The sequence below is a fragment of the Bradyrhizobium sp. 138 genome (assembly GCF_023074075.1).
Taxonomy (GTDB): Bacteria; Pseudomonadota; Alphaproteobacteria; order Rhizobiales; family Xanthobacteraceae; genus Bradyrhizobium.
The window spans coordinates 189,326-213,606 of sequence record NZ_JADPKT010000073.1; the positions used below are offsets into that span (position 1 = coordinate 189,326).

General features: G+C 63.9%; 21 protein-coding genes and 1 pseudogene. 18 read left to right on the forward strand and 4 right to left on the reverse strand.

Features of this window, described 5'->3' with window-relative positions; genetic code table 11:
* The first annotated feature begins 255 nt into the window (after positions 1-255).
* From IVA79_RS25915 to IVA79_RS25940, 6 genes are all read left to right on the forward strand, one after another.
* The gene (locus IVA79_RS25915; protein WP_247558246.1) at positions 256-1,389 is read left to right on the forward strand and encodes an alpha-hydroxy acid oxidase; all 1,134 of its coding nucleotides are present in this window, start codon (positions 256-258) and stop codon (positions 1,387-1,389) included.
* Positions 1,390-1,416: 27 nt separating this feature from the next.
* Positions 1,417-2,040, forward strand: coding sequence for an HAD family phosphatase (locus IVA79_RS25920; RefSeq protein WP_247558249.1), 624 nt, complete (start codon positions 1,417-1,419; stop codon positions 2,038-2,040).
* Between the two features lie 162 nt (positions 2,041-2,202).
* On the forward strand, positions 2,203-2,409 hold the full coding sequence (locus IVA79_RS25925; protein ID WP_247558251.1) for a hypothetical protein: 207 nt from the start codon (positions 2,203-2,205) through the stop codon (positions 2,407-2,409).
* A 219-nt stretch (positions 2,410-2,628) separates the two neighbouring features.
* Complete coding sequence (gene glp, locus IVA79_RS25930; protein ID WP_247558253.1) at positions 2,629-3,840, forward strand: gephyrin-like molybdotransferase Glp; 1,212 nt, start codon at positions 2,629-2,631, stop codon at positions 3,838-3,840.
* A gap of 176 nt (positions 3,841-4,016) precedes the next feature.
* Positions 4,017-4,718: a transcriptional repressor LexA gene (gene lexA, locus IVA79_RS25935; RefSeq protein ID WP_247558255.1), complete on the forward strand. Its 702-nt coding sequence runs from the start codon at positions 4,017-4,019 to the stop codon at positions 4,716-4,718.
* Between the two features lie 383 nt (positions 4,719-5,101).
* Positions 5,102-5,536, forward strand: coding sequence for a hypothetical protein (locus IVA79_RS25940; protein ID WP_247558257.1), 435 nt, complete (start codon positions 5,102-5,104; stop codon positions 5,534-5,536).
* A 7-nt stretch (positions 5,537-5,543) separates the two neighbouring features.
* On the opposite strand, the gene IVA79_RS25945 is transcribed toward IVA79_RS25940, so the two are convergent.
* Complete coding sequence (locus IVA79_RS25945; RefSeq protein WP_247558259.1) at positions 5,544-7,823, reverse strand: ComEC/Rec2 family competence protein; 2,280 nt, start codon at positions 7,821-7,823, stop codon at positions 5,544-5,546.
* A 501-nt stretch (positions 7,824-8,324) separates the two neighbouring features.
* On the opposite strand from IVA79_RS25945, the gene IVA79_RS25950 reads away from it, so the two are divergent.
* On the forward strand, positions 8,325-9,647 hold the full coding sequence (locus tag IVA79_RS25950) for an MFS transporter (protein ID WP_247558261.1): 1,323 nt from the start codon (positions 8,325-8,327) through the stop codon (positions 9,645-9,647).
* Between the two features lie 159 nt (positions 9,648-9,806).
* On the opposite strand, the gene IVA79_RS25955 is transcribed toward IVA79_RS25950, so the two are convergent.
* Entirely contained in the window at positions 9,807-10,169 is a 363-nt protein-coding gene (locus tag IVA79_RS25955) for an SPW repeat protein (protein ID WP_247558305.1), read from the reverse strand.
* Positions 10,170-10,397: 228 nt separating this feature from the next.
* On the opposite strand from IVA79_RS25955, the gene IVA79_RS25960 reads away from it, so the two are divergent.
* On the forward strand, positions 10,398-10,580 hold the full coding sequence (locus IVA79_RS25960; RefSeq protein ID WP_247558263.1) for a hypothetical protein: 183 nt from the start codon (positions 10,398-10,400) through the stop codon (positions 10,578-10,580).
* Between the two features lie 108 nt (positions 10,581-10,688).
* Positions 10,689-12,119, forward strand: a complete 1,431-nt coding sequence (glnA, locus tag IVA79_RS25965) for a type I glutamate--ammonia ligase (RefSeq protein WP_247558265.1) — start codon at positions 10,689-10,691, stop codon at positions 12,117-12,119.
* 72 nt (positions 12,120-12,191) lie between these two features.
* Here the strand turns inward: glnA and IVA79_RS25970 are convergent, their stop codons facing one another.
* Entirely contained in the window at positions 12,192-12,578 is a 387-nt protein-coding gene (locus IVA79_RS25970; RefSeq protein WP_247558267.1) for a nuclear transport factor 2 family protein, read from the reverse strand.
* Positions 12,575-14,263 carry a glutamine--tRNA ligase/YqeY domain fusion protein gene (locus tag IVA79_RS25975; protein ID WP_247558268.1) on the reverse strand — a complete coding sequence of 563 codons (1,689 nt, stop codon included), beginning with the start codon at positions 14,261-14,263 and terminating at the stop codon, positions 12,575-12,577. The genes IVA79_RS25970 and IVA79_RS25975 overlap by 4 nt, the downstream gene beginning before the upstream one ends.
* Before the next feature lie 143 nt (positions 14,264-14,406).
* Between IVA79_RS25975 and gltX the strand changes: the two genes are divergently transcribed.
* The 9 genes and pseudogenes from gltX to IVA79_RS26020 form a co-directional block, all read left to right on the forward strand.
* Positions 14,407-15,834, forward strand: a complete 1,428-nt coding sequence (gltX, locus tag IVA79_RS25980) for a glutamate--tRNA ligase (RefSeq protein WP_247558270.1) — start codon at positions 14,407-14,409, stop codon at positions 15,832-15,834.
* 147 nt (positions 15,835-15,981) lie between these two features.
* Positions 15,982-17,286: a citrate synthase gene (gene gltA / locus IVA79_RS25985; RefSeq protein ID WP_247558272.1), complete on the forward strand. Its 1,305-nt coding sequence runs from the start codon at positions 15,982-15,984 to the stop codon at positions 17,284-17,286.
* Between the two features lie 316 nt (positions 17,287-17,602).
* Complete coding sequence (locus tag IVA79_RS25990) at positions 17,603-18,781, forward strand: ROK family transcriptional regulator (RefSeq protein WP_247558275.1); 1,179 nt, start codon at positions 17,603-17,605, stop codon at positions 18,779-18,781.
* Positions 18,782-18,841: 60 nt separating this feature from the next.
* The gene (locus tag IVA79_RS25995; protein WP_247558277.1) at positions 18,842-20,128 is read left to right on the forward strand and encodes an ABC transporter substrate-binding protein; all 1,287 of its coding nucleotides are present in this window, start codon (positions 18,842-18,844) and stop codon (positions 20,126-20,128) included.
* Positions 20,129-20,196: 68 nt separating this feature from the next.
* On the forward strand, positions 20,197-21,045 hold the full coding sequence (locus IVA79_RS26000) for a sugar ABC transporter permease (protein WP_247558307.1): 849 nt from the start codon (positions 20,197-20,199) through the stop codon (positions 21,043-21,045).
* The gene (locus tag IVA79_RS26005; RefSeq protein WP_247558279.1) at positions 21,038-21,895 is read left to right on the forward strand and encodes a carbohydrate ABC transporter permease; all 858 of its coding nucleotides are present in this window, start codon (positions 21,038-21,040) and stop codon (positions 21,893-21,895) included. Before IVA79_RS26000 ends, IVA79_RS26005 begins: the two co-directional genes overlap by 8 nt.
* A 10-nt stretch (positions 21,896-21,905) precedes the next feature.
* Positions 21,906-23,021 (forward strand): ABC transporter ATP-binding protein, encoded by a 1,116-nt coding sequence (locus tag IVA79_RS26010; protein ID WP_247558281.1) that lies wholly within the window; start codon positions 21,906-21,908, stop codon positions 23,019-23,021.
* Positions 23,018-23,785 (forward strand): SDR family oxidoreductase, encoded by a 768-nt coding sequence (locus IVA79_RS26015; RefSeq protein WP_247558283.1) that lies wholly within the window; start codon positions 23,018-23,020, stop codon positions 23,783-23,785. The genes IVA79_RS26010 and IVA79_RS26015 overlap by 4 nt, the downstream gene beginning before the upstream one ends.
* A 271-nt stretch (positions 23,786-24,056) precedes the next feature.
* Positions 24,057-24,281 (forward strand): annotated as a pseudogene (locus IVA79_RS26020) (amidinotransferase); the annotation flags it as partial.

Genomic DNA, 24,281 nt, shown 5'->3' on the forward strand with positions numbered 1-24,281 from the left:
CCATGCAATTGGCGATCCAGTCCGCTTCTCACAATACCATTCTGGTTTCTTCAAGGCCGGGATGCCATGCCGACGGGTCCTCGGCGGAATTCACTTCGTTCGGACCTAAACTTTTGGCAACGTTGCAGGACTGGTGCGCCCGCAAGGGCAATCGTGGGCCGGTCACGCCTCGCAGCTATGCGATTTTAGGATAGTTTTGGAGGGCGGAACGGGTTAGGCGATGACATAAGGCTTCAAATTCTCGGGAGGATAACAATGAACGAAGCGCCCCGCATCCGGCCGGAACGGAATGTCGAGCTCGGTGCCAGCAACGAGCCGTTCCAGAACCTGCACGAATTCATCCGGAAAGCGCGGGCCAACCTCAACCAGAACGCCTGGGACTACATCGTCGGCGCCGCCGAGACCGAAACCACGATGCGCCGCAACCGCATGGCGCTGGACGAGATCGCCTTTCGCCCGCGCGTGCTGCGCGATGTCCGCAAGGTGGACGGTGCGGTTCAGCAGTTCGGCCGCAAGATGCGCCTGCCGGTGGTGCTCGCACCCGTCGGCGCGCTCGAGATCTTCGATCCGGGTGGCGCGGCGAGCGTCGCGCGCGGTGCCGGCACCTTCGGCGCGGCGCACATGCTGAGCTCGGTGTCCGAGCCCGGCCTGGAGAAGACCGCCGAGGCGGCCCCCGATGCGCTCCGGCTCTATCAGCTCTATGTCCGCGGCGACGATGCCTTCGTTGCCGATGTCGTCAGCCGTGCCGAGAAGAACGCCTATGCCGCCTTCTGCCTGACCGTCGACACCGCCCATTACAGCCGTCGCGAACGTGACATCGCCAAGCGCTACGTTCGCGAGAGCCGCCTGCGCGCCACAGGCGGCGATTTCCAGAAGGGCCTGGAGTGGCGAACCGTGAAGATGGTCAAGGACAAGTTCAAGATCCCGCTGATCCTGAAGGGCATCGCCACCGCCGAGGACGCCCTGATCGCGGTCGATCACGGCGTCGAATGGATCTACGTCTCCAATCATGGCGGACGCCAGCTCGACCATGGCCGCGGGGCCATGCATGTGCTGCCCGAGATCGTCGAGGCCGTGAAGGGTCGCGCCAAGATCATGGTCGACGGCGGCGTCTGTCGCGGCACCGACATCGTCAAGGCGATCGCGGCGGGCGCAGACCTCGTCGGCATCGGCCGGCTGCAATGCTGGGCACTGGCGGCGGCCGGCGAAGCCGGCATCACGCGGATGCTGGAGCTCCTGGAGGACGAGGTGCTGCGCTGCCTTGGCCTCTTGGGCGCCACCTCGTTTGCCGAGGTCGACAAATCCTGCCTGCATCCGGCGACCGCCACCAACGCGCCGGGCGTGTTCAGCGCGTTCCCCCTGTTCGACCACGAGCCTTATCGATACTGATTGGCAGATCTGAGTGAAAAGGACGCAATGACATCGCTCTCTCCCGGCAGCACAGATGCGCTTCTGTTCGATCTCGGGCGCGTGGTGCTCGACATCGACTTCTCCAAGGCGATCGCCTGCTGGGCGGGGCATGCCGGCTGCCAGCCCGAAACCATCGTCGGGCGCTATGTGCGTGACGAGGCCTACCGGCTGCACGAGGTCGGCCGGATCAGCGACGAGGATTATTTCGCCTCGCTACGGGCTTCGCTCGGAATCGGCATCTCGGACGCGCAATTCCTGGAGGGCTGGAACGCGATCTTCGCCGGCGAAATGCCTGACATCGCCGAACTGTTGCCGCGCGCGGCGAAGCAGATGCCGCTCTACGCCTTCTCCAACACCAACCGGCCGCATGTCGACTATTTCTCTAGGGAATATGCCGATCTGCTCGGCCATTTCCGCGAGCTGTATTTGTCGTCCAGCATCGGCCTGCGCAAACCGGATGCGGAGGCTTTCGACCATGTCGTCGCGGCGATCGGCGTGCCTGCGGAGCGCATCGTGTTCTTCGACGACCTCGAAGAGAACATCGAGGGGGCACGGGCGCGAGGATTGACCGCCGTGCATGTCACCTCGCCGCGCGATGTCGGGAACGCATTGAAGGCCTTGGGCATCTGAGGTCCCCGGCCGCGAGGGCGCGTCAGGGGCCCGGTTCCCGGCTAAATTTGCCGAAGATGAGGAACCCAATCACTTTGTGTATTTTTGTACAGAGTTCCGGGAACGGAAGACCGCCCTTCGGACTCTTGAGTCCGTTGGGACTTCTACATCGGACTGATCGACGTGCTGGGCAAAACCTACCTCACCAAGCAAGCCTCTCTCCTGCTTGAATTCGCAAGAACCACCTCGGATTCTGACCTTTCCGCCAAGCTGATCAGCAAGGCCGCCGACCTGAAGTCCTTGGCTGACCCGCTGCCCGACAAGGATCAAGGCCCCAAACCTCCCGACGTCGCACTGGACGGCGGCTCGGACCGACCGAGCGGGAGTTGACCGATGCTGGCCGTGGTGCTCGTCCTTCTCGTGCTCGCCATGGCCATCCTCGTCCCGGTCTGTCTCGCCTTCCGGATCATGCCGCGACGGACCTGAGTCGCCTCCTCCGCCGCTGAGGCCACGCAGGATAAATCACCCTGCGTGCTGCTTTGCCTCGCGCCCGCACTCGGATAGAACTCTCGCCGGCCATTTACCGATGTGCTCAGCAGGAGTTAGCCCGTGGCCCTGATGCCGGTTTCCGACGCTCTTACTGCGGTGCTGGCAGGTGCAGAGCCGCTACCTGAACAGATCGTTTCGCTCGACGCAGCCTATCATCGCGTGCTCGCGCATGACGTCGCGGCGCGGCGCACGCAGCCGCCGGAAGCGATGTCGGCGATGGACGGCTATGCCGTACGCGCGGCCGATGCGGCGACGATCGATTCGAAACTGACGGTGATCGGCGAGGTCGCAGCGGGCCGTCCTTTCGCGAGAACGGTCGGCGCCGGCGAGGCTGTACGAATCTTCACTGGCGGCGTCATTCCCGACGGTGCGGACGCGGTCGTGATCCAGGAGGATACTGTCGCGGACGGCAAGTGCGTCACGATCAAGGAAGCCGCGATTGTGGGTCGGCACATCCGCCCGCCGGGCGTCGACTTCCGCGAGGGCGACGTCCTCTTGCGCAAGGGCACCCGTCTCACCGAGCGAGATCTCGCGCTCGCGGCCGCAATGAATCATCCGCATCTCGCCGTCTGCCGTCGTCCGAAGGTCGCGATCCTCGCCACCGGCGACGAACTGGTGATGCCGGGCACCGCGCCCGGGCACGGCCAGATCGTCTATTCCAACGGCTACGCCCTGCATGCGCTCGCCCGCAGCGAGGGCGCCGAGACCATCGACCTCGGTGTAGCCGCCGACACGCTTGCAGCCACCTCCGCCGGCATCCGCCGCGCCCGCGAGAGCGGTGCCGACATCCTGATCACGACCGGCGGCGCGTCGGTCGGCGACCACGATCTGGTCCAGCAGGCGCTCAGGGACGAAGGCATCGCGATGGCGTTCTGGAAGATCGCGATTCGGCCCGGCAAGCCGATGATGCACGGACGGCTCGGCGCAATGCGCGTGATCGGCCTGCCCGGCAATCCGGTGTCCTCCTACGTGTGCGCCTTCCTGTTCATGGTGCCGCTGATTCGCGCGCTGTCGGGCCGCTCCGTGATTCATCATCGCCGCGAGCGCGCCGTGCTGGGCCGCGATCTCGGCGCCAACGACCAGCGCGAGGATTATCTGCGCGCGCGCCTGGAACCGCGCCACGACGGCACGCTCGTCGCCGTTCCCGTCAGCCATCAGGACTCCTCTCTGCTTGCGAATCTTGCTGCAGCACAGGTACTTCTCGTGCGCGCACCGTTCGCGCCGAAGGCCGAGGCCGGCAGCCCTTGCGAGGTGCTGCGGCTCCCCGTCTGAACGGCGCGGCCACACGCATTCCGCGAGCTTGGCTCTGTTCACGGTAAATTAAGCAGTTGCGGAACACATATCGAACATATAGTGTCCGTTCATGATTTGTTTCGAGGATGTAGCGGCTTATCGCTGAACTCATCGTCTCGGAATCGAACGACATCAACCGGGGGACTTTGGTCGAGATGTTAACGCGCAAACAATACGAGCTTCTGCGGTTCATCAGTGAACGTTTGAAGGAAAGCGGCGTGCCGCCATCCTTCGACGAGATGAAGGATGCGCTCGACCTGCGCTCGAAGTCAGGCATCCACCGCCTGATCACTGCGCTCGAGGAGCGCGGCTTCATCCGCCGCCTGCCCAACCGCGCCCGCGCCATCGAAGTGATCAAGCTGCCGGAGCTTCAGGCTGCCGCCGGCAACCGGCGCGGCTTCACGCCGAGCGTCATCGAAGGCAATCTCGGCAAGGTCCGCGCGAGCTCCACCCCGCCCGTGGACGAGGGTGAGCGGCCCGTTGCGGTGCCCGTGATGGGCCGCATCGCGGCCGGCACGCCGATCGAGGCGTTGCAGACCCGCAGCCACACCATCAGTGTACCTCCCGACATGCTGGGCTCGGGTGAGCACTACGCGCTCGAAGTGCGCGGCGATTCCATGGTCGAGGCCGGTATCCTCGACGGCGACATGGCGCTGATCCAGCGCAACGAGAGCGCCGATACCGGTGACATCGTGGTGGCGCTGATCGACGACGAGGAGGCCACGCTCAAGCGCTTCCGCCGCCGCGGCGCCTCGATCGCACTCGAGCCGGCCAATGCCGCTTATGAGGTGCGTATCCTGCCGCCGAACCGCGTGAAGATTCAAGGCAAGCTGATCGGGCTTTACCGGAAGTATTGAGACCCCTCGGCGGTCATTCGATACCAATGATTCCGATTGGAGCGGATCTGATCCGCTCCCGCTGGGCGGTCTTCTGGTCTTGCGCAGATTGTCCGGCCCCTTTCCTGCGCGACAACTCGGCGTGTCGCCGCCAGCACTGATCACTTCGTGCCTCGAGCAGACAACAATGCATCGGCGCCCGCGGGCCGCTGACCCTCGTGTTCGCCGAATGCATTGAAGTGAGCTTTGTTCCTAGTGGATTTGAAAAAGATAATGTGATCGCAGCTTGCGGACCCCAGCCGCAGATTCGCCTACAACCAAGCACAGCGTTGCGCTTACACTCTGACAGAGGCCTGTGCCTCCAAGAGAGGTGCGGGTCGCCATCTTCGCAAGAGGAGCACCCGATGTGTGACTACAGCCTCCATGCCGTCGCGACACGCCCCGCTGAAGTCGGCGAGACGATCGTTACGACAACGTTCCGCGGCACCTCGACGCGCGGCTTCGCCTCGGAAGCCGATCTCTCCGTTGCGGTCTGCCTGCTGCCGGGAACGGAGCTCGCTTTCGCCGACAACGTCCGTTACGACAATCGCTGGATCTGGACGCGCACCGTCAATTCGCGCGTCGGCAAGTTCGGCAAGATCGATCCGCACATTCCCGATCGCCATCACGATGCGATCGAATTCCCTGACGGCAAATACGTGCTGGTGACGCAGCTCGTCGAAGGCCAGCGCGCGACTGTGCTGCAACTGCCGGTGACCCAGCCCATCAGCGAGCGCGAGCACAAGCCGCAGATCATCGCCGACAGCGGGCCGACGGTCACGCGTCTGCCGATCGGCTGACGGAGGCTCAGTCCTCCGCCTGAAGATCGGCTTCCGACGGGGTCGCATCCTTGCTGCGCGGAGCCGCCGCCCTCGGCATGAGGGCCCCTTCGAAATCTCCCTCGCCGGCGGCCGCCGGCGACCAGGGACGATTCGTGCCTCTCGCCCTCACCGCCTGAACCGAAAAACCGTCGCCGCGCCGCGTCAGGGCCAGCGCACCCTGGCGAACGAGCCGCTGCCGGCCCACCACCATCGCCGCGCAATCGGGCGGCGCCGGCCGTGACGTCACCACCAGTGCGGCGCGGCTGCAATCGTCCGCCAACGCGTCGATGCGCGAGGCCAGCGCGACCAGCCGCCCGTCGGCGAGCGGCGTCACGCAGCCGGATTCGTCGCACGACACGCCCTCTGCCAGCGCGTTACTGCCGGCATCGCGCGGATCGGCATCGGCCGCCAGCCACTCCTTCAGCAGGAAATTATCCTTGCCCGCCCGGATCAGGTGCAAACGTCCGTCCCCGCCACGCACCGCAACGCTCGCGCCGTCCCCGGCAATCAGGATATCGGGCTGCCGCACCGACAGGCCCCAGAGGATGGAGGCCAGCAGCACCACGGCGCCGCACCAGCGCAGGGGCGTGCGCAACAGGCCCATCACGATGATCCCGAGGCTCGCGGCGATCAGCGGCGCGATACCGAACGCCGGGATGCGGCCGACCGCCCCCGGCAATGCCGCCACCCAGCGCGAGACCGCAACCATCCAGTCGATGCCGATCCCCATCAGCCACCAGAACACGCCGTCGAGCCCGAAGGGGGCCGCGAGCAGTCCCAGCAACCCCGCCGGCATCACCAGCACTGAAACCACCGGCATCGCACCGAGGTTTGCGAGCACGCCATAAGGCGTGACCCGGTGGAAATGGAAGGCGGCATAGGGCGTGGTCGCAAGCCCCGCGATCAGCGAGGCCAGAAACAACATCGCGATCTCGCGGCCGCCCCACAGCGCGACGCGCGCCGTCGCCGAATGATCGGGTGAGGCAAACAGGTTCGGCATGCCGATCTGCACCAGCGCCACCAGCCCGAGCGTTGCCGCAAACGACATTTGAAAGCTCGGATGCACCAGCGCCTCCGGCGCAACCGCGAGCACGATCAGCGCCGCCACGGCCAGCGTGTGGAAGGTGATGGCGCGACGATCGACCATCACAGCGATCAGCACCACTGCGGTCATGAAGAACGAGCGTTGCGTTGCCACCTCCGCGCCTGACAGCAACAGGTAGAACGCGGCCGCCACCAGCGCAGCGGCCGCCGACCATTTCTTGATGGGGAAGCCGACCGCCAGGCCCGGGACCAAGGCCAGCAGCGCGCGCACAGCAAAGAAGACCACGCCCGCGACCACCGCCATGTGATAGCCGGAGATCGAGAGAACGTGTCCGAGCCCCGAGATGAACATCGCATCGTTGACGGGCGTGGAAATCGCATCGCGCCGCCCGGTGAGCAGCGCGGTCGCGATCGCACGGTTGTCGCCCTCGAGCGTCGCGCGGATGCGGGTGTCGATCGCATCGCGCAGGCCCTGCATGAAGGCGGCATAGCGCAGTCGCAGGCCGCCGGCATCGGGCGGAACTGAAGCCGTGATCGCGCCCATCACGAAGCCGGAGGCGCCGATGCCCTGAAAGAACATATCGCGCGAAAAATCGTAGCTGCCGGGACGTACCGGCGAGAGTGGCGGCATCAGCCGCGCCTTGAGCTGCACGAAGCTGCCGACTTCGGGCGCTGTGCCCTTGCGTACGGAGAGGCGGACGCGCTCCAGCATGACATCGCTGCGCTGCGCCTCCATCGCGGTGACGCGCAGCACAAAGCGATCGGTCCGCTCGCGGATGTCGCGCGTCTCGACGAAGCCCGACAGCGCCACCGAATAGAGCGGCTTTGCCAAAACGGTGTGCGCGATGCGCGCGGTCTTCCAGGTCGCTACGGCAAAGCCCGCGGCGACCGCCGCGATCATGATCGCGGACGCGAACAGCCGGCTCCGCCGCAACAGGATCGCGCCGAGCAGGAGCGCGGCCGCCGTCGTCGCAACAACCCACAGCACCGGCTCATGATCTGCGGCGAAATAGAGCGCGATGCCGCCGCCGAAGGCGACCGGCACCCACGGCAACAGCCGCCCGGCGCCGGCCTCGGCGCGCACCCATTCGCGCAGCGTCTCGACCATCGCGGGCCAAGCGCCGAAGCCTGCAGGCACAAGGCCACCAGCCGGTGCGGCGCGGCCAATCGGCCACGTTCCGGCGACTCCTTGGGAGCGCACTGGCCGGCCCGGCTCCGCCATTCCCCTGCACCTTACAATACGCGACAGGTGCAGAGGCTACCGGAACGTGCAGGCGGCCGAATAGCGGCACAAATCAGGAACGAACGCCGCGAGACCCTACTTTTCCCCTACCATCACGGCGACCGCCGCCTTGGCATCTCTTCTTGATTCCTCGCTACGCCTAGACGTCCCTGACCAGAAGTCGCGAAGTATTCGAGCCCTCGCGATCTCTTTCGCAAATCGCCGCATGTCAGATCGATTGAGCCGAAAGTCTCATAAGTTGCCGGCCCGAGGTGGGATTACACTACGGTTCTCCGCCTCCCCGACAGACGGGCAAGGCAGTGGTGGCTCGCGGTTCTAAGGCCGCCGGAGCTCTTCTCAGGTGGCACAACGCGCCTGAGGTCAGACGTTGCCGACGCAACTCTTTGAATTGGCGCCTGCAACGCGGCCCATCACGCTCTCCGCGAGAAGATCGATCGCTGAAACAAGCGAGGAGACGTTTTGAAACCATAGGAGTCGCACATGCAGGTACCGAGCGATTTTCGCCGCGTGATCATCGCTGCGTCGGTGGGAAACATCATCGAATGGTATGATTTCTATATCTTTGGCAGCCTGGCCGCAGTTCTATCTGTCAAGTTCTTTGAGCAGTCCCACCCCGTCGCCGCCCTGCTCAGCACGATCGCGCTGTTCACGGCAGGATTTCTGATCCGTCCGCTGGGGGCATTCCTGTTCGGATGGATGGGTGACCGGGTCGGCCGCAAATATACGTTTCTCATCACGCTCAGCGGAATGGGACTGGGCACGGGAGCGATCGGATTGATCCCAACCTACCAGTCGATCGGGCTGGCGGCTGCATTCCTTCTCTTCGGCTTGCGCATGATCCAGGGGCTGTGCCTCGGCGGCGAATATGGTGGCGCCATCACCTATGTTGCCGAGCATGTGCCGGACGACAAGCGCGGCTACTACACCGGCTGGCTACAGACCTCTCCGACTCTCGGGATCGTGGTGTCGCTGGCCGTGATCGTCCTGACCCGAACCTATGTCGGCAATCAGGCCTTCGACGAATGGGCGTGGCGCGTTCCGTTCCTGCTGTCCTTCCTGCTGGTGGCCATCGCGATCTATATCCGCCTCCAGCTCCAGGAGACGCCGATCTTCCAGGAGATCAAAGCCCGCGGACAGATGACGAGAAATCCGTGGAAGGAGGCCTTCCTCAGTTCGAACATCAAATACATCGGGATCGCCATCGTGGTCCTGATCGGGCAGGGCGTGGTCTGGTACAGCGGTCAGTTCTGGGCGCTGTACTTTCTGCAGCAGGTCTCCAAGGTGGACCCGCTGACCTCGGCCTACATCGTGGGAGCCGCGCTGCTCATTGCAACGCCGAGCCTGATCTTCTTTGGCTGGCTGTCGGATCATATCGGCCGCAAGCCGGTGATCCTCGGAGGCATGCTGCTCGCCGCGATCACTTACTATCCGCTGTATCTGTGGCTGGGATCGGTCACGCAGCCCGGAAACATCAACTATCCGATCGCGATTTTCATCATCTTCATCCTCGTTTGCTATGTCGGGATGGTGTACGGGCCGGTCGGCGCGTTTCTGGCGGAATTCTTCCCCGCCAGGATCAGGTACACGTCAGTCTCCGTGCCCTACCACATCGGCAATGGCTGGGGCGGCGGCTTGGTCCCGTTCATCACGTCCGCGGCATTCGCCGCGACCGGCAGCGTCGGCTACGCGCTGATTTACCCGATCGCGGTCCCCGCGGTGTGCTTCGTGCTTGCCGTCTTCCTGATGCCCGAGACCCGCAAGATCAGCATCTGGCAACCGATCGAGCCCAGAGCCGCACTGTGATGGGTTGACCCCGGTGCAGGACCGCAAGGCCCTGCACCGGAGTTCGTATCGAGGCGCAGTGACGATCGCTCCTATCGGCACCGCGCCCGAGCGAACCGACCTCGAACTCTCGACCGCCAGCAGATGGCGGTCGGCAAAGCCCCCGGCTAACATCTTTTCTCAGCCGGCCAGGCGATGCCAACGATCGTGCCACCAGGTGCTGAAGTCGCGATCGGTCATCAATTCCCAGACAGCGAGCAGGATCACCACTATGCCGGACAGTACGCTGCTCACCGTGGCCGATACCGATTCATAACCAATGCTCCAAGGTGCCAGCAGCAGAGCCAGGCCCAGCAGTATTTCTCCCCATTCTTCCAGATAGGACGGGATGAAAAATGCCTCGATGGCAAACAGCACGACGCCGAGCCCGAGCGCGATGGAGACCCAGACAGCCGCCCCGGACAAGCCCAGGATAAAGGACGAAAGGACCAGCCACAGGCCCACCAGGAGACTGGCAGCGTCTTGCCAATGTTGGATGCGCATGATGCTCACCTCCTCTCTCCTGCTTAGATGGGGGCGCCGCCGAGAAAATGCATCCCTCCGATCTACGCTGTATTGCCGCGACCGAAGCCGCAGCCCGTGCCCCGGAAAGAGCCCTTGCGAGTGCGCTGCACCAGGATGCAGACTAGCTGCGCTTGACAGGTGTCGACGTCTATCGTTCCCGGGCCTGCCTAGTTGGCGTGGCGCCCGGGGCAAGAGGGAGGTGACGCCATGCGAGAAATCGAAATCCACGACTATGCGCGACAGTTGCTGGAAGCACATGGCCCCAAGGCCATTGCGGAAGCAGCCCAGAACGCCATCGATCTCGAGTCAAAGGGCGAGCTCGAACTCGCCAAGACCTGGCGGCATATCGAAGGCGCCATGAAGCTGATGCGCGGGCCTCACCAAAGCTGAAGAAGCCGGCCTAGAGTATGGACCACAATCCGTCGCAAGCCGTTCGGCTGCGGCCGAACGGCAACGCGACCCGCAAGACGCGCATCTCAATGATGCTGGGAGCGAGCCATGTTTCCAAAATGTGCGACGGCCGAAGATCTCGTGAAGGCGATCGAGGACGAGAAGGTCCAGATGATCGATCTGCGGTTCACTGACCTGCCGGGGGTATGGCAACATTTTTCCGTCCCGCCGAGCGCGGTGAGCGTCGATGCGCTCGAGGAGGGCATCGGGTTCGACGGCTCATCGATCCGCGGCTTCCAGGAGATTCAGGAGAGCGACATGCTGGTCGTCGCCGATCCGGCGACGGCCTTCGTCGACCCCTATAGCCCGGCAAAGACGCTAGTCCTCTTCTGCAACATCCGCGACCCCGTGACCGGCCAATCCTATAGCCGCGATCCACGCTACGTCGCCCAGAAGGCTGAAACTTATCTCAAGAACACTGGTCGCGCCGATACGAGTTACTTCGGCCCGGAAGCGGAGTTCTTCGTCTTCGACGAGGTGCGCTACGGTCAGGGCATCAACTACGCCATGCACGAGATCGATTCCAGCGAAGGCAGCTGGAACACCGGCGCGGAGGAAGCGCCGAATCTGGGACACAAGCCGCGCTCTAAGGAGGGATATTTTCCCGTACCTCCGACCGACAGCATGCAGGCGCTACGCACCGAAATGGTGCTGACCATGGAACAGCTGGGAATCCAGATCGAAGCTCATCACCACGAGGTCGCAACCGGCGGCCAAAACGAAATCGACATGCGCTTCACAACCCTCACCCGCATGGCCGACAATTTGATGATCTACAAATACGTGGTGAAGAATACCGCGCATGAGCACGGCAAGACTGCGACCTTCATGCCGAAACCGCTGTTCGAGGACAACGCTTCGGGCATGCATGTGCACCAGTCGCTATGGAAGGGCGAGACCAACCTGTTCTACGATCAGGGCGACTATGCCGAATTGAGCCAGCTCGGCCGCTTCTACATCGGCGGCCTCCTGACCCACGCCTGGGCGTTGTGCGGGCTTTGCGCCCCGACGACGAACTCCTATCGGCGCCTGGTGCCGGGCTATGAGGCTCCCATCAACCTGGTCTACTCCCAACGCAATCGCTCGGCCTGCTGCCGAATTCCAATGTACTCGCCGAATCCACGCGCAAAGCGCGTCGAGTTTCGTTCGCCCGACCCCTCCTGCAATCCGTACCTGGCTTTTGCCGCAATGCTGATGGCGGGCCTCGACGGGATCGACAACCGGATCGACCCCGGCAGCCCCATCGACAAGAACCTTTACGATCTGCCACCGGCCGAAGCCAAGAAAGTGAAGTCGACACCGGGATCGCTAGATCAGGCGCTCGACGCACTCCAGCGCGACCACGCATTCCTGCTGCGCGGCAACGTCTTCACGGCCGACCTGATCGAGACCTGGCTCGACTACAAGCGAAAAAAGGAGGTCGATGCGATCCGGCTGCGGCCGCATCCCTATGAGTTCCACCTCTACTACGACATCTGACCGACCGTCGAAGGCGACGGCCCTCGGGCGTGAGACGTCGGCCCTCATGGTGAGGGGACGCGCCAAAGCCTGTCAAATCAGCGGCGCCTGCGACGAGGCGTGGTGATTGACGATCTTCCAGTCGCCGTCCTCGCGGATGATGACCCAGCTCATCTTGACAATGAGATCGGGGCGCTCGCCGGCGAGGTCGAACGAGATGGTCGCGGCCATGTTGATCAGATCAGAGCCGGCGTGCGCTGCGTTGACGTCGGAGAACACAGCGCTCGGCTTGCGCCAGCGCGGCAGGCCGTCGAAATAATCGGCGACGCCGTCCCTGCCGCGATAGAGCTTCGGGTTGGAGCCGAAGAAGAACGCGTTCTTCGAATACAGCGACGAGAGCGCGGCGGCATCGAGGGTCGCGAAACCGGCGCACCATTTCGCGATGATGGCAGAAACGATGGCGTCGGCTTCCTTGCTCATGTGTGCATCACCCCTTTTGCGACTTCCTTCGCGAAGGTGTCGCGCAGGCCGATGGTGCGCGAAAACACCGGCTTGCCGGGTATCGAGTCCTTGTCGCGCACGAAATAGCCCTGGCGCTCGAACTGCATCGGCTCTGTCGAATTGCTCTCCGCAACCGATGCCTCGATCCGCGCATCGGAGAGGATCTCCAGCGAATTCGGATTGAGATCGGCGGCGAAATTCGAGGCATCCGGGCTCGGATTAGAGAACAGCTGGTTGTAGATGCGGATTTCCGCAGGCACTGATGCCGCCGCCGGCAGCCAGTGCATGGTCGCCTTGACCTTGCGGCCGTCGGGCGCGTTGCCGCCCTTGGTCGCGGGATCATAGGTGCAGCGCAGCTCCACCACCTCGCCCTTGTCGTTCTTGATCACGCCGGTGCACTTGACGAAATAGGCGTAGCGCAGCCGCACCTCGTTGCCCGGCGACAGGCGGAAGAACTTCTTCGGCGGGTTCTCCATGAAGTCGTCCTGCTCGATATAGAGCTCGCGGCCGAACGTAATTTTCCGCGTGCCCGCGTTGGGATCATCCGGGTGATTGATCGCCTCGAGCTCCTCGGTCTGACCTTCCGGATAGTTCTCGATCACGACCTTGAGCGGCCGCAACACGCCCATGCGGCGCTGCGACGTGCGATTCAGCTCCTCGCGGATGCAGAATTCGAGCATGCCGACATCGACCACGCTGTTGGCCTTTGCAACGCCGATGCGCTTGACGAATTCGCGCAAGGCCGCCGGTGGCACGCCGCGGCGGCGCATCCCGGCCATAGTCGGCATCCGCGGATCATCCCAGCCTGCGACATGGCCGTCGCGGACGAGCTGGGTCAGCACGCGCTTGGACAGCAGCGTGTAGGTCAGGTTCAGCCGTGCGAACTCATACTGATGCGGCTGTGACGGCACCGGCAGCTTCTCGATGAACCAGTCGTAGAGCGGCCGATGGTCCTCGAATTCCAGCGTGCAGATCGAATGCGTGATGCCTTCGATCGCGTCCGACTGGCCGTGGGCATAATCGTAGCTCGGATAGATGTGCCACTTCGTGCCGGTGCGCGGATGGTGCGCGTGCAGGATGCGATACAGCACGGGGTCGCGCAGATTGATGTTGCCCGCGGCCATGTCGATCTTGGCCCGCAGCACGCGCGCGCCGTTGGGGAATTCGCCGGCCTTCATGCGGCGAAACAGGTCGAGGTTCTCCTCCACGCTGCGGTCGCGGAATGGCGAGTTCTTGCCGGGCTCGGTCAGCGTGCCGCGGGAGGTGCGGATTTCCTCCTGGGTCTGGTCGTCGACATAAGCGAGCCCGTCGCGGATCAGCTGCTCGGCCCATTCGTACAGGCGGTCGAAATAGTCGGACGCGAAGAACAGATTCTTGCCCCAATCGAAACCGAGCCAGCGCACGTCGGCCTGGATGGAATCGATATATTCCTGCTCTTCCTTGACCGGATTGGTGTCGTCGAAGCGTAAGTGGCAGCGGCCCGGAAACTCCTGGGCAATGCCGAAATTGAGTGCGATCGCCTTGGCGTGGCCGATATGCAAATAGCCGTTCGGCTCCGGCGGGAACCGGGTCACGATCTCCCTGTATTTGCCCTGATCGAGGTCGGCCTGGATGATGTCACGAATGAAATCGCGCCCAACCTCAGCTGCCACCGGTTCTGTCATTACGAAAATCCTATCGGGAAATCAGCGGTCCTTCTGCCAAATTCGCGTGGCCGCGCCAAGGCCTACAAGGTCCGCCGACGGGCTTTAGTTATGCTCCGGTCCTGCTATACACCACCGCTTCCCATGCATAGGCCCTGCCAAGAATGACCGATTCCGTCGTCACCCGCTTCGCCCCCTCGCCGACCGGCTTCCTCCATATCGGGGGCGCGCGCACGGCGCTGTTCAACTGGCTCTATGCGAAGAAGCATGGCGGCAAGATGCTGCTGCGGATCGAGGACACCGACCGGGAGCGCTCCACCGAGGCGGCGATCGGCGCCATTCTCGACGGGTTGAAATGGCTCGAGCTCGGCTGGGACGGCGAGGTCATCTACCAGTTCAGCCGCGCCGCGCGCCACCGCGAGGTCGCCGAGCAGCTGCTCGCCGACGGCAAGGCCTATCGCTGCTACGCCACGGCCGAGGAGCTCGCCGCGATGCGCGAGAAGGCGCGCAGCGAGGGCCGCACCCGCCTCTATGACGGCATGTGGCGCGACCGCGATCCCGCGACGGCCCCCTCCGACATCAAGCCCACCATCCGCCTGCGCGCGCCGCAGACCGGCGAGACCGTGATCGAGGATCAGGTCCAGGGCCGCGTGGTCTGGCAGAACGAGAACCTTGACGACCTCGTCCTGCTGCGCGGCGATGGCAACCCCACCTATATGCTCGCCGTGGTGGTGGATGACCACGACATGGGCGTCACCCATGTGATCCGCGGCGACGACCATCTGATCAACGCGGCCCGCCAGAAGCAGATCTACGATGCAATGGGCTGGGCGTTGCCGAACATGTCCCACATCCCGCTGATCCATGGTCCGGACGGCTCAAAACTGTCCAAGCGCCACGGCGCGCTCGGCGTCGATGCCTACCGCGCCATGGGATATTTGCCGGCGGCGCTGCGCAATTACCTGGTCCGGCTCGGCTGGAGCCATGGCGACCAGGAGATCTTCTCGACCGAGGAGATGATCGCAGCGTTCGACCTCGCCAGCGTCGGCCGCGCCGCTGCCCGCTTCGATTTTGCCAAGCTGGAAAATCTCAACGGCCACTACATCCGCCACGCCGACGATCAATCACTCGTGAAGATGTTCGAGGACGTGCTCGACCATCTCGTGCCCAGCCGCGACGAGCTTAAGGCCAAGTTAAACGACACCACACGTGCGCAGCTCGTGAAAGCCATGCCGGCCCTGAAGGAGCGCGCCAAGACGCTGATCGAGCTGATCGACAGCGCCTATTTCATCTTCGCCGACCGGCCGCTGGAGCTCGATCCCAAGGCGCAGGCGCTGCTGACACAAGAGAACCGCAAGCTGATCGGCCAGCTTCATTCCGCGCTGGAGAAAGTCGAGACCTGGAGCGGCGCCGCCACTGAAGCTGCGTTGCGCGCTTTTGCCGAGGAAAATAGTCTCAAGCTCGGCGCGGTCGCTCAGCCCTTGCGGGCGGCCCTGACCGGACGAACGACGTCGCCTGGTATATTTGAGGTTTTGGACGTTCTGGGGCGCCAGGAAAGCCTTGCCCGGCTCAGGGATCAGTCTACGACGTAAGTCGACCATGCGTGCGGCGATCTTGCAGCGCACACAGCAATAATATACCCATCTCCCCCGTACCTTCTGGAACTTCCGGCCTGCCCCATCATCTCGCGATAGGGGCCTCCGGCTCCGGCCCGTTTCACCACACATCGGGGACCTACGATGGACGCAAAACCGAGCAATAAGACCGCTACGCTGACGGTCGGAAACAAGAACTACGATCTCCCGATCCACAGCGGTAGCGTCGGGCCTGATGTCATCGATATCGGCAAGCTCTACGGCCAGTCCGGCCTGTTCACCTATGATCCCGGCTTCACCTCCACCGCGAGCTGCCAGTCCAAGATCACCTATATCGACGGCGATGCGGGCGTGCTGGAATACCGCGGCTATCCGATCGAGCAGCTCGCCGAGAACGGTGACTTCCTCGAGACTTGCTATCTCCTGCTCTACGGGAACCTGCCGACCGCCACGCAGAAAAAGGATTTCGATTACCGCGTGACCCATCACACGATGGTGCACGAGCAGATGGCGCGCTTCTTCCAGGGCTTCCGCCGCGACGCCCATCCGATGGCGATCATGGTGGCGGCCGTTGGCGCCCTCGCCGCGTTCTATCACGATAGCACCGACATCAACGATCCGAAGCAGCGCATGATCGCTTCCATGCGCATGATCGCGAAGATCCCGACGCTGGCGGCGATGGCCTACAAATACACGGTCGGCCAGCCGTTCGTGTATCCGAAGAACTCGCTCTCGTTCACCGAGAACTTCCTCAACATGTGCTTCGCCGTGCCGTGCGAGGACTACAAGATCAACCCGGTGCTGGCCGACGCGCTGGACAAGATCTTCATCCTGCACGCCGACCACGAGCAGAACGCCTCCACCTCGACGGTGCGCATCGCCGGCTCTTCCGGTGCCAATCCGTTCGCCTGCATCGCCGCAGGCATCGCCTGCCTGTGGGGCCCGGCGCATGGCGGCGCCAACGAAGCCGCGCTCGCGATGCTCGCCGAGATCGGCTCGGTGGACAAGATCCCCGAGTTCATCGCCAAGGTGAAGGACAAGAATTCTGAAGTCCGCCTGATGGGCTTCGGTCACCGCGTCTACAAGAACTACGATCCGCGCGCCAAGATCATGCAGAAGATGTGTCACGCCGTGCTCAAGGAGACCGGCCATGGCGACGATCCGATGCTGAAGGTGGCGATGGAGCTGGAGAAGATCGCGCTCAGCGACCAGTACTTCATCGACCGCAAGCTCTACCCGAACGTCGACTTCTATTCGGGCATCACGCTGAAGGCGATGGGCTTCCCGGTCTCGATGTTCACCGTGCTGTTCGCGGTTGCCCGCACCGTCGGCTGGATCAGCCAGTGGAGCGAGATGATCGAGGACCCGCAGCAGAAGATCGGCCGTCCGCGCCAGCTCTACACCGGCGTCACCCGCCGCGACTACGTCGCGATCAAGGACCGCAAGTAAGATCGGCCTCCTCGAAACGGCGCCATCGCAAGATGGCGCCGTTTTCGTTCGTGCAGGCGCTTGGAGGGTGGGTCAGCCCCGCGGCTGCGCGAAGCGCGGTCCGCGCGGCGTAACCCACCAACTTCGTCGGCAAATGCGGAAGCATGGTGGGTTACGCCCTGCCGATGCGCTTTGCGCATCCGCAGCGCTAACCCACCCTACCAAGTCCGCGTGTTGCTGCCGCGCACAACAACAAGTCCAGGCCCCGCGCCGCCGAACGCTTGACAGCCGAAACGCTCCGCGCGCATTCTTACACTAAGTAAGAATGACGACAGGGATGGAAATGCCGGAGCAGCCGAGAAGTCGGCGGCAGACGCGCGCTGCCATTTTGACTCACCTGCTACAGTCGGGCGGCTCGTTCCGTCCGCCGCTGGCCAAAGCCGTGCGCCTGTCCGAGGCGAGCCTGTCGCGCATCCTGTTTGACCTGAAGGCCGAAGGCCTGATCGAGGAAGTGCGGCGCCCTGCCCCTTACGTCGGCGGTCCGACCGGCCTCGTGTCGCTCGATGGCTCGGTGGCGCTCGCAGCCTTCGAGCTGACCGCTCAGCATCTCAGCGTCGGCGTCGGCGGCCTGTCGGGCGAACTGCACTGCACCGAGCGTGTGAAGCTACCGAAGACGCTCACCGTCGAGACCGTCGGCCGGGTGTTTCGCGAAGCGATGACCTTGCTGCGCGACTGGACGCGCCGCCGCCGCATCACGCTCTCGCAGATCGGCGTCTCCATTCCCGGCCTCGGCCGTCTCAGCATATCGGCCAATCCGATCATTCCCTGCGACGTCGGGCGTATCAGTGACATGTTCGGCGAGATGTTCGCCGACGTGCCGCTCGAATTCACCAATTCGGTCGTCGCGCACGCCACCTTTCACCGCTGCCGCACGGAAAACTATCCGTTCAGCGGCACCCATCTCTTCGTCTTTGTCAGCCAGGGCGTTGCCGGCGCCTGGATGGACGATCCGACCGAGGCCGATGCCCTCCAGCCGGTCGAGCTCGGCCACATGGTGTTCGGTCCCGAGGGGCCAAATTGCCGCTGCGGCCACCACGGCTGCGTCGAGGCGTACACGTCGCTTCCTGCGCTGGCGGAGCTTCTCGGCATTGCCGAAACCGAGCTGCTCCAGCTCGGCAGCGAATGGGTGAACACGATCCCGCTCACCTCGCGCGTGCGCCAGGAGCTGCGCCGACGGCTGTTCCGGCTTGGCCTTGCGATCGGCAACACGCTGAACGTGAAGCCGTGCGGTGGAGTCGCGATCAGCGGCTGGCCGTCGCTTCTCGCTGAGGACGATCGCAACGCCGTGGTCGAAGGAATCGATGCCTGTCTGCTGGGCGGCCGCAAATTGGCGCAAGTGTCCCTCGCCTTCGTGCCGTCCTCGACCGGCAACGATCCGCAGGCCGCGCTCGCCTTTGCCGCCTTCTGTCTCGCCAGCCGCGGCGGCATGCCCGCGGCGTCGACGGAGGCGGCCTGACATGCGCTGGGACTGCGCTGCCCACACGCGCGAAAGATTTCACACCGGGAGGAACTGCCCATGCCGATCACAACAACAAGGCGTCGTCTGCTCGCTGGATCCGTTGCCACGCTCGCACTGCCGGCATTTGCCCGCGCGCAAGGCGCGGTCAAGCCGCGCCTGACCGCGATCTCGCAATGGTCCGCGGGCAGCGACGGGGCGGCCATCACCGCGCTCGGCAAGAAGTTCGAGGAGAAAGGCGGCGTCTGGCAGCACTCGCCCGTCCCCGGATTCACCACCGAGATGATGAACAAGTTGCGCGCGCAGATCATGGCCGGCGATCCCCCGGCCTGCTCGCAACTCAAGGGTCCCGAGATTGCGGCCTGGTCGAAGATTGCCCCGACCGTGGATCTCGACAGCATTGTCGCTGCCGCAGGCTATGAGAAGGTGGTCGCGCCGGACCTGGCAAAATTGCACAAGCCCGGGGGCAAATGGATCGCCCTGCCGCTCCAGATCTACAGCACCAACATGCTGTTCCTGTCCAAGCGCGGAATGGACAAAGCCAAGGCCGACAAAATCCCCGTCACCTGGGCTGACTTCAACGAACTTGCCGAGAAGATGAAGTCGGCTGGAATGAACTATCCCATCGCCAATGGCGGCACTCGTCCCGATGACGGACAAAAATTCGAGGCCTCCTTCGCCGGCATCAGCCCGACCGCATATCGCGCGGCGATCATGAATCTCGACAAGAAGGCGCTGGAGGGGCCCGAGATCAAGGCAGCCTTCGCACAAACGCGCAAGATCGCCGACTGGTGTGACCCCAATGTCGGCGCACAGCCTTATGCCACCAATCTGAAGCGCTTCATCGACGGCGACATGGGCATGATGATCCAGGGTGGATGGGCCCAGGGCGTGTTGCGCAACGCCGGGTTCAAGTTCGACGACTTCATCATCGCGCCCGGTCCCAGCGACAACGGCAAGCCGGTGTTCCTGTTGAATGCTGACGCATTTATCTTCTGGCAGCGCAAGGAGCCTGATCTGCAGGCCGGTCAGACGCTGATGGCCCAGCTCGTCATGGATCCGGCGATCCAGACGATGTATTCGCAGATCACCGGATCGATCCCGGTGCGCACCGACGTCAACCTCTCCGGCGAAGGCTGGTCGGACGGGCAACGGCGAACCGCCGCCGCGCTGAAGGACGCCGTCGCCAACAATCAGGCCGTTCTCAGCCTCGCCCACAACATGGCGCAGCAAAACGGCCTGACCGCTGCAATGATCGACGTGCTCACCGAGTACGTGAAGAACAAGACGATCAAGCCCGAGCAGGCTGTCACGCGCCTCGCCGACGCCGTCGAGGGCGCGCGTTGATCGACGTGGTCGCAACAGCAGCGCGGCCGGCGACGCCCGACTGGGTGCGCCGGCTGCCCGAATATCTGATGATCTGGGTGCCGCTGCTCCTGTCCGCGGCGCATCTCGTGACGTTTTCGCTCTGGACGATCTGGATCTCGTTCACCCCCTCCACCCTGGTCCCTGTTACGGGCTGGGTGGGACTGCGCAACTACACTTCGGTCCTGGCGAGTCGGAACTGGCAGATCGCCTTCGACAATCTGCTGCTGTTCGGCAGTGCTTTCGTGCTGCTGAGCTTGATTACCGGCCTCCTGCTCGCAATCCTGCTCGATCAGCGCATTCGCGGCGAGAACGTGCTGCGATCCATCTTCCTCTATCCTTTGGCGGTGTCGTTCGTCGTCACCGGCACGGTCTGGAGTTGGCTGCTCAATCCCGGCATCGGCATCCAGAAGCTCGTTCACGACCTCGGCTGGACGTCATTCAGGTTCGACTGGCTGGTCGACCGCGACATGGCGATCTGGACGATCGTCATCGCCGCGATCTGGCAATCCTCGGGCTTCGCCATGGCGCTCTTCCTTGCCGGTCTCAGATCCGTCGACGCCGACATCATCAAGGCGGCGCAGATCGACGGCGCCGGACCGATTCGAATCTACCGTCGCGTCGTCTTGCCCACCCTGTGGCCGATCACGATCACCGTGGTCGTGGTCCAGCTGCAATTTGCGATCTCGGCTTTCGATCTCGTCCGCGCGCTGACCAATGGCGGGCCGGGAATCGCGACCCAACTGCCGGCTCTCGTCGTCTACGATCTCATGTTCCAACGCAGCCAGCTCGGCCGCGGCGCGGCGGCGGCGGTGCTCATGCTGCTCATTCTGCTCGCGGTGCTGCTGCCCTATGCAGCTTGGCGATATCTCCGGCGACGGCGGGCCACCCATGCGTGAGCGAACCTTCGCACCGAGCCGACTTCTGATCTATCTCGTCGTGTCGCTGGTCGCGGCCGCCTATCTCGCACCGCTGGTTGTCGTCGTCCTGAACTCGCTCCGCAGCAACGAGGAGATCGCGCAGGCCTCGATGATCGGCTGGCCGCAACAATGGACCTGGAGCAACTACGCAAGGGCCTGGAGCGGTTTCTGCGTTGCCGAGACCTGCGCCGGCATCCGGCCTTACATGCTGAATTCCGCGCTGGTCACGATTCCGGCGACCATCATCTCGACCCTGCTCGGCGCAATCGCCGGCTACGCCGTGTCGCTTTGGCGTTTTCGCGGCGACAACTGGATCTACGGCATCGTGACGCTTGGCCTTTTCCTCCCCCAGCAGATGCGCCTGTTGCCCTGGACCATCGTGCTGCGGGACATCGGCCTGATCAACACGCTGACGGGCCTCGTGCTGATTCACACCATTCAGGGGCTCTCCTTCACCACGCTGTTCTGCCGTAACTATTATGTCGCCATTCCCCATGAATTGATCCGAGCCGCGCGGATCGACGGAGCAGGCTTCTTTCGCATTTTCTGGCGCATCATCCTGCCGCTCTCCGCGCCGATCCTGATCGTCACGGTGATCTGGCAGTTCACCCATATCTGGAACGAATTCCTCTATGGCGTGACGTTCACCACCGGCCAGCAGCAGCCCGTCACCGCAGCTCTCATCGCACTGTCCGCGGCGGTCGCCGATATCCCGCAGCATGGCGTGCAGAGTGCAGCGGTGATCATCGCCGCGCTGCCTACGCTGTTGATCTATCTTCTCGGCGGCAAGTACTTCGTCCGCGGCCTGACTGCCGGGGCCGTGAAATGATGGAGTTGTCATGGCAGCACTGAGCATTCGCGCCCTGTCCAAGCGTTACGCCAATCTGGAGGTGCTGAAGGACATCGCGCTCGACATCGAGAGCGGCGAGTTCACGGTGCTGGTCGGGCCATCCGGATGCGGCAAGTCCACGCTGCTCAACATCGTTGCCGGGCTCGATCATCCGAGCGCAGGGACGGTCGAAATCGGCGGACGCGTGGTCAATGACGTCCCGCCCAAGGATCGCGACATCGCCATGGTGTTCCAGTCCTACGCACTCTATCCGTCGATGACTGTACGCCAGAACATCACCTTCGGCATGGAATGCCGAGGTGTAGCCAAGGCCGAGCAGGAGAAGGCGGTTGCGAACGTGGCGAAGCTGCTCCAGATCGAGTCGCTGCTCGGCCGCAAACCCTCGCAATTGTCCGGTGGCCAGCGCCAGCGCGTCGCGATGGGGCGCGCGCTGGTGCGTGATCCCCTGCTCTTCCTGTTCGACGAGCCGCTCTCCAACCTCGACGCCAAGCTGCGCGTGGAGATGCGGATGGAGATCAAGCGCCTGCACCAGCGCATTGGCGCCACCATCGTCTACGTCACCCACGACCAGATCGAGGCGATGACGATGGCGACGCGGATCGCCGTGATGCATCAGGGCTGCGTGCAGCAATTCGCCGACCCCGACACCGTGTACCGCTACCCTGCCAATCTGTTCGTGGCGCGCTTCATGGGATCGCCGCCGATGAACACAATGCCGGCGCGGCTCGAGGCAGGTAGCGACGGGCCGATGGTCGTGATCGGCGCGGGACGGACGGACGAGGTTCGCCTTCGCCTGCAGGGATACGATGCGGCAATCCCCTATCTCGGCCGCGAGGTGGTGCTCGGGATCAGGCCGGAATGCATCGCCGAGGGGGACCGCGCGTTCTCTGGCGCCGTAAGCGCGCCGCTTGTCATCACCGCGCCGGTCGAGATGGTCGAGCCCACCGGTGCCGAGACCATCGTCCTGCTCCGGCTCGGCGGCGAACCGGCGCAGGCGCGCATCTCGCCGGACGTCCGCCCCACGCCCGGCACCTCTGCCCCCTTCGCGCTCGACACCCGCCGCATTTGCCTGTTCGACCCCGAGACGGAGCGACTGATTGCATGACACAGACGAGCTATGCCGGCCTCGCGGACCGCGTGGTGCTGGTCACCGGTGGCGCCAGCGGCATCGGCGCCGCCTTCGTGCGTGCTTTCGCTGCGCAAGGCGCCCGCGTCGCGTTCCTGGATGTCGACCGGGTGGCCGGCCGCGCGCTGGTCGATGAGGTGACTGCAGCATCCGGCACCGCACCGCTGTTCGTGCCCTGCGATCTCCTCGACATCGACGCCTTGCGCGCCGCCATGGCAGAGGTTCAGCGATCGCTCGGTGACGTCGCGGTGCTCGTCAATAACGCCGCCAACGACCAGCGCCAGGTATTGGCCGAGGTGACGCCCGCCGAGTTCGACTGGATGATCGGCGTCAATCTCAAGCACGTCTTCTTTGCCGCGCAAGCGGTGGTGCCGCAGATGCAAGCGCGCGGCGGCGGCTCGATCATCAACATGTCGTCGATCGCGTGGATGCGCGGCCCACCGGCGTTGCCGACCTATGCCGCGGCGAAAGCTGCGATCGTCGGCTTCACCAACTCACTGGCCCGGCTGGTCGGCCCCGACCGCATCCGCGTCAACGCCATTGCGCCCGGCATGGTGATCACCGAGCGCCAGCGCCGGCTGTGGTATCCAGACGAGCAGGTCATCGCCGAGATGCGCTCGCGTCAGGCCGTTCCGGATGCGGTAACGCCCGAGGACATCGCCAACATGGCGCTGTTCCTGGCCTCCGACGAAAGCCAGCGCATCACCGGCCAATGTTTTCGGGTCGATGCGGGCCTCGCCTAGGGGAGTGCACTCAAAATTTGTCTCGGGCCGCTTTGCTCTCCGAGGGAAACGTCAAGCTAACAATGATGCAAGTCGCCATCGGGCCAACAGGCGACACCAAGGATTTGCGACTCGACCCCGCGACCGCGGTCGGACCTCTGGAACTCCCTGGACCTGCGGCTGTTGTAGCGCACAGAGGGCCTCTTGCATGGACATGGTCACACGCGTTCGCGGTCCGGATGCCGTCCCATCGGGCCAAGTTTCTCCGGTGAGCTCACACGACGAATGGGGCATGCTGGAGGAAGTGATCGTCGGAAGGCTTGAGGGTGCGGTTATCCCGTCTGACCATCCGGTTGTCACCTGCAACATTCCGGGCATGGCGGCGCGTGCCCAGTCGCTGTTCGCAGGCTTCCGTTACCCAAAGATCATGATCGAACCGGCTCAGCGAGAGCTTGATGGCTTTGTGGCGCTGCTACAGTCGCTGGGTATCATCGTAAGGCGGCCGGACGCCGTCGAC

Coding starts and splice junctions, on each gene's coding strand:
- IVA79_RS25940 (WP_247558257.1), top strand. CDS start 5,102: ATGTGTGACTACAGCCTCCATGCCGTCGCGACACGCCCCGCTGAAGTC.
- IVA79_RS25990 (WP_247558275.1), top strand. CDS start 17,603: ATGGAAATGCCGGAGCAGCCGAGAAGTCGGCGGCAGACGCGCGCTGCC.
- IVA79_RS26015 (WP_247558283.1), top strand. CDS start 23,018: ATGACACAGACGAGCTATGCCGGCCTCGCGGACCGCGTGGTGCTGGTC.
- IVA79_RS25920 (WP_247558249.1), top strand. CDS start 1,417: ATGACATCGCTCTCTCCCGGCAGCACAGATGCGCTTCTGTTCGATCTC.
- lexA (WP_247558255.1), top strand. CDS start 4,017: ATGTTAACGCGCAAACAATACGAGCTTCTGCGGTTCATCAGTGAACGT.
- IVA79_RS26000 (WP_247558307.1), top strand. CDS start 20,197: ATGATCTGGGTGCCGCTGCTCCTGTCCGCGGCGCATCTCGTGACGTTT.
- IVA79_RS25945 (WP_247558259.1), bottom strand. CDS start 7,823: ATGGCGGAGCCGGGCCGGCCAGTGCGCTCCCAAGGAGTCGCCGGAACG.
- IVA79_RS25975 (WP_247558268.1), bottom strand. CDS start 14,263: ATGACAGAACCGGTGGCAGCTGAGGTTGGGCGCGATTTCATTCGTGAC.
- IVA79_RS25970 (WP_247558267.1), bottom strand. CDS start 12,578: ATGAGCAAGGAAGCCGACGCCATCGTTTCTGCCATCATCGCGAAATGG.
- gltA (WP_247558272.1), top strand. CDS start 15,982: ATGGACGCAAAACCGAGCAATAAGACCGCTACGCTGACGGTCGGAAAC.
- glnA (WP_247558265.1), top strand. CDS start 10,689: ATGTTTCCAAAATGTGCGACGGCCGAAGATCTCGTGAAGGCGATCGAG.
- IVA79_RS25915 (WP_247558246.1), top strand. CDS start 256: ATGAACGAAGCGCCCCGCATCCGGCCGGAACGGAATGTCGAGCTCGGT.
- IVA79_RS25955 (WP_247558305.1), bottom strand. CDS start 10,169: ATGCGCATCCAACATTGGCAAGACGCTGCCAGTCTCCTGGTGGGCCTG.
- IVA79_RS25950 (WP_247558261.1), top strand. CDS start 8,325: ATGCAGGTACCGAGCGATTTTCGCCGCGTGATCATCGCTGCGTCGGTG.
- IVA79_RS26010 (WP_247558281.1), top strand. CDS start 21,906: ATGGCAGCACTGAGCATTCGCGCCCTGTCCAAGCGTTACGCCAATCTG.
- IVA79_RS25995 (WP_247558277.1), top strand. CDS start 18,842: ATGCCGATCACAACAACAAGGCGTCGTCTGCTCGCTGGATCCGTTGCC.
- IVA79_RS26005 (WP_247558279.1), top strand. CDS start 21,038: ATGCGTGAGCGAACCTTCGCACCGAGCCGACTTCTGATCTATCTCGTC.
- IVA79_RS25960 (WP_247558263.1), top strand. CDS start 10,398: ATGCGAGAAATCGAAATCCACGACTATGCGCGACAGTTGCTGGAAGCA.
- gltX (WP_247558270.1), top strand. CDS start 14,407: ATGACCGATTCCGTCGTCACCCGCTTCGCCCCCTCGCCGACCGGCTTC.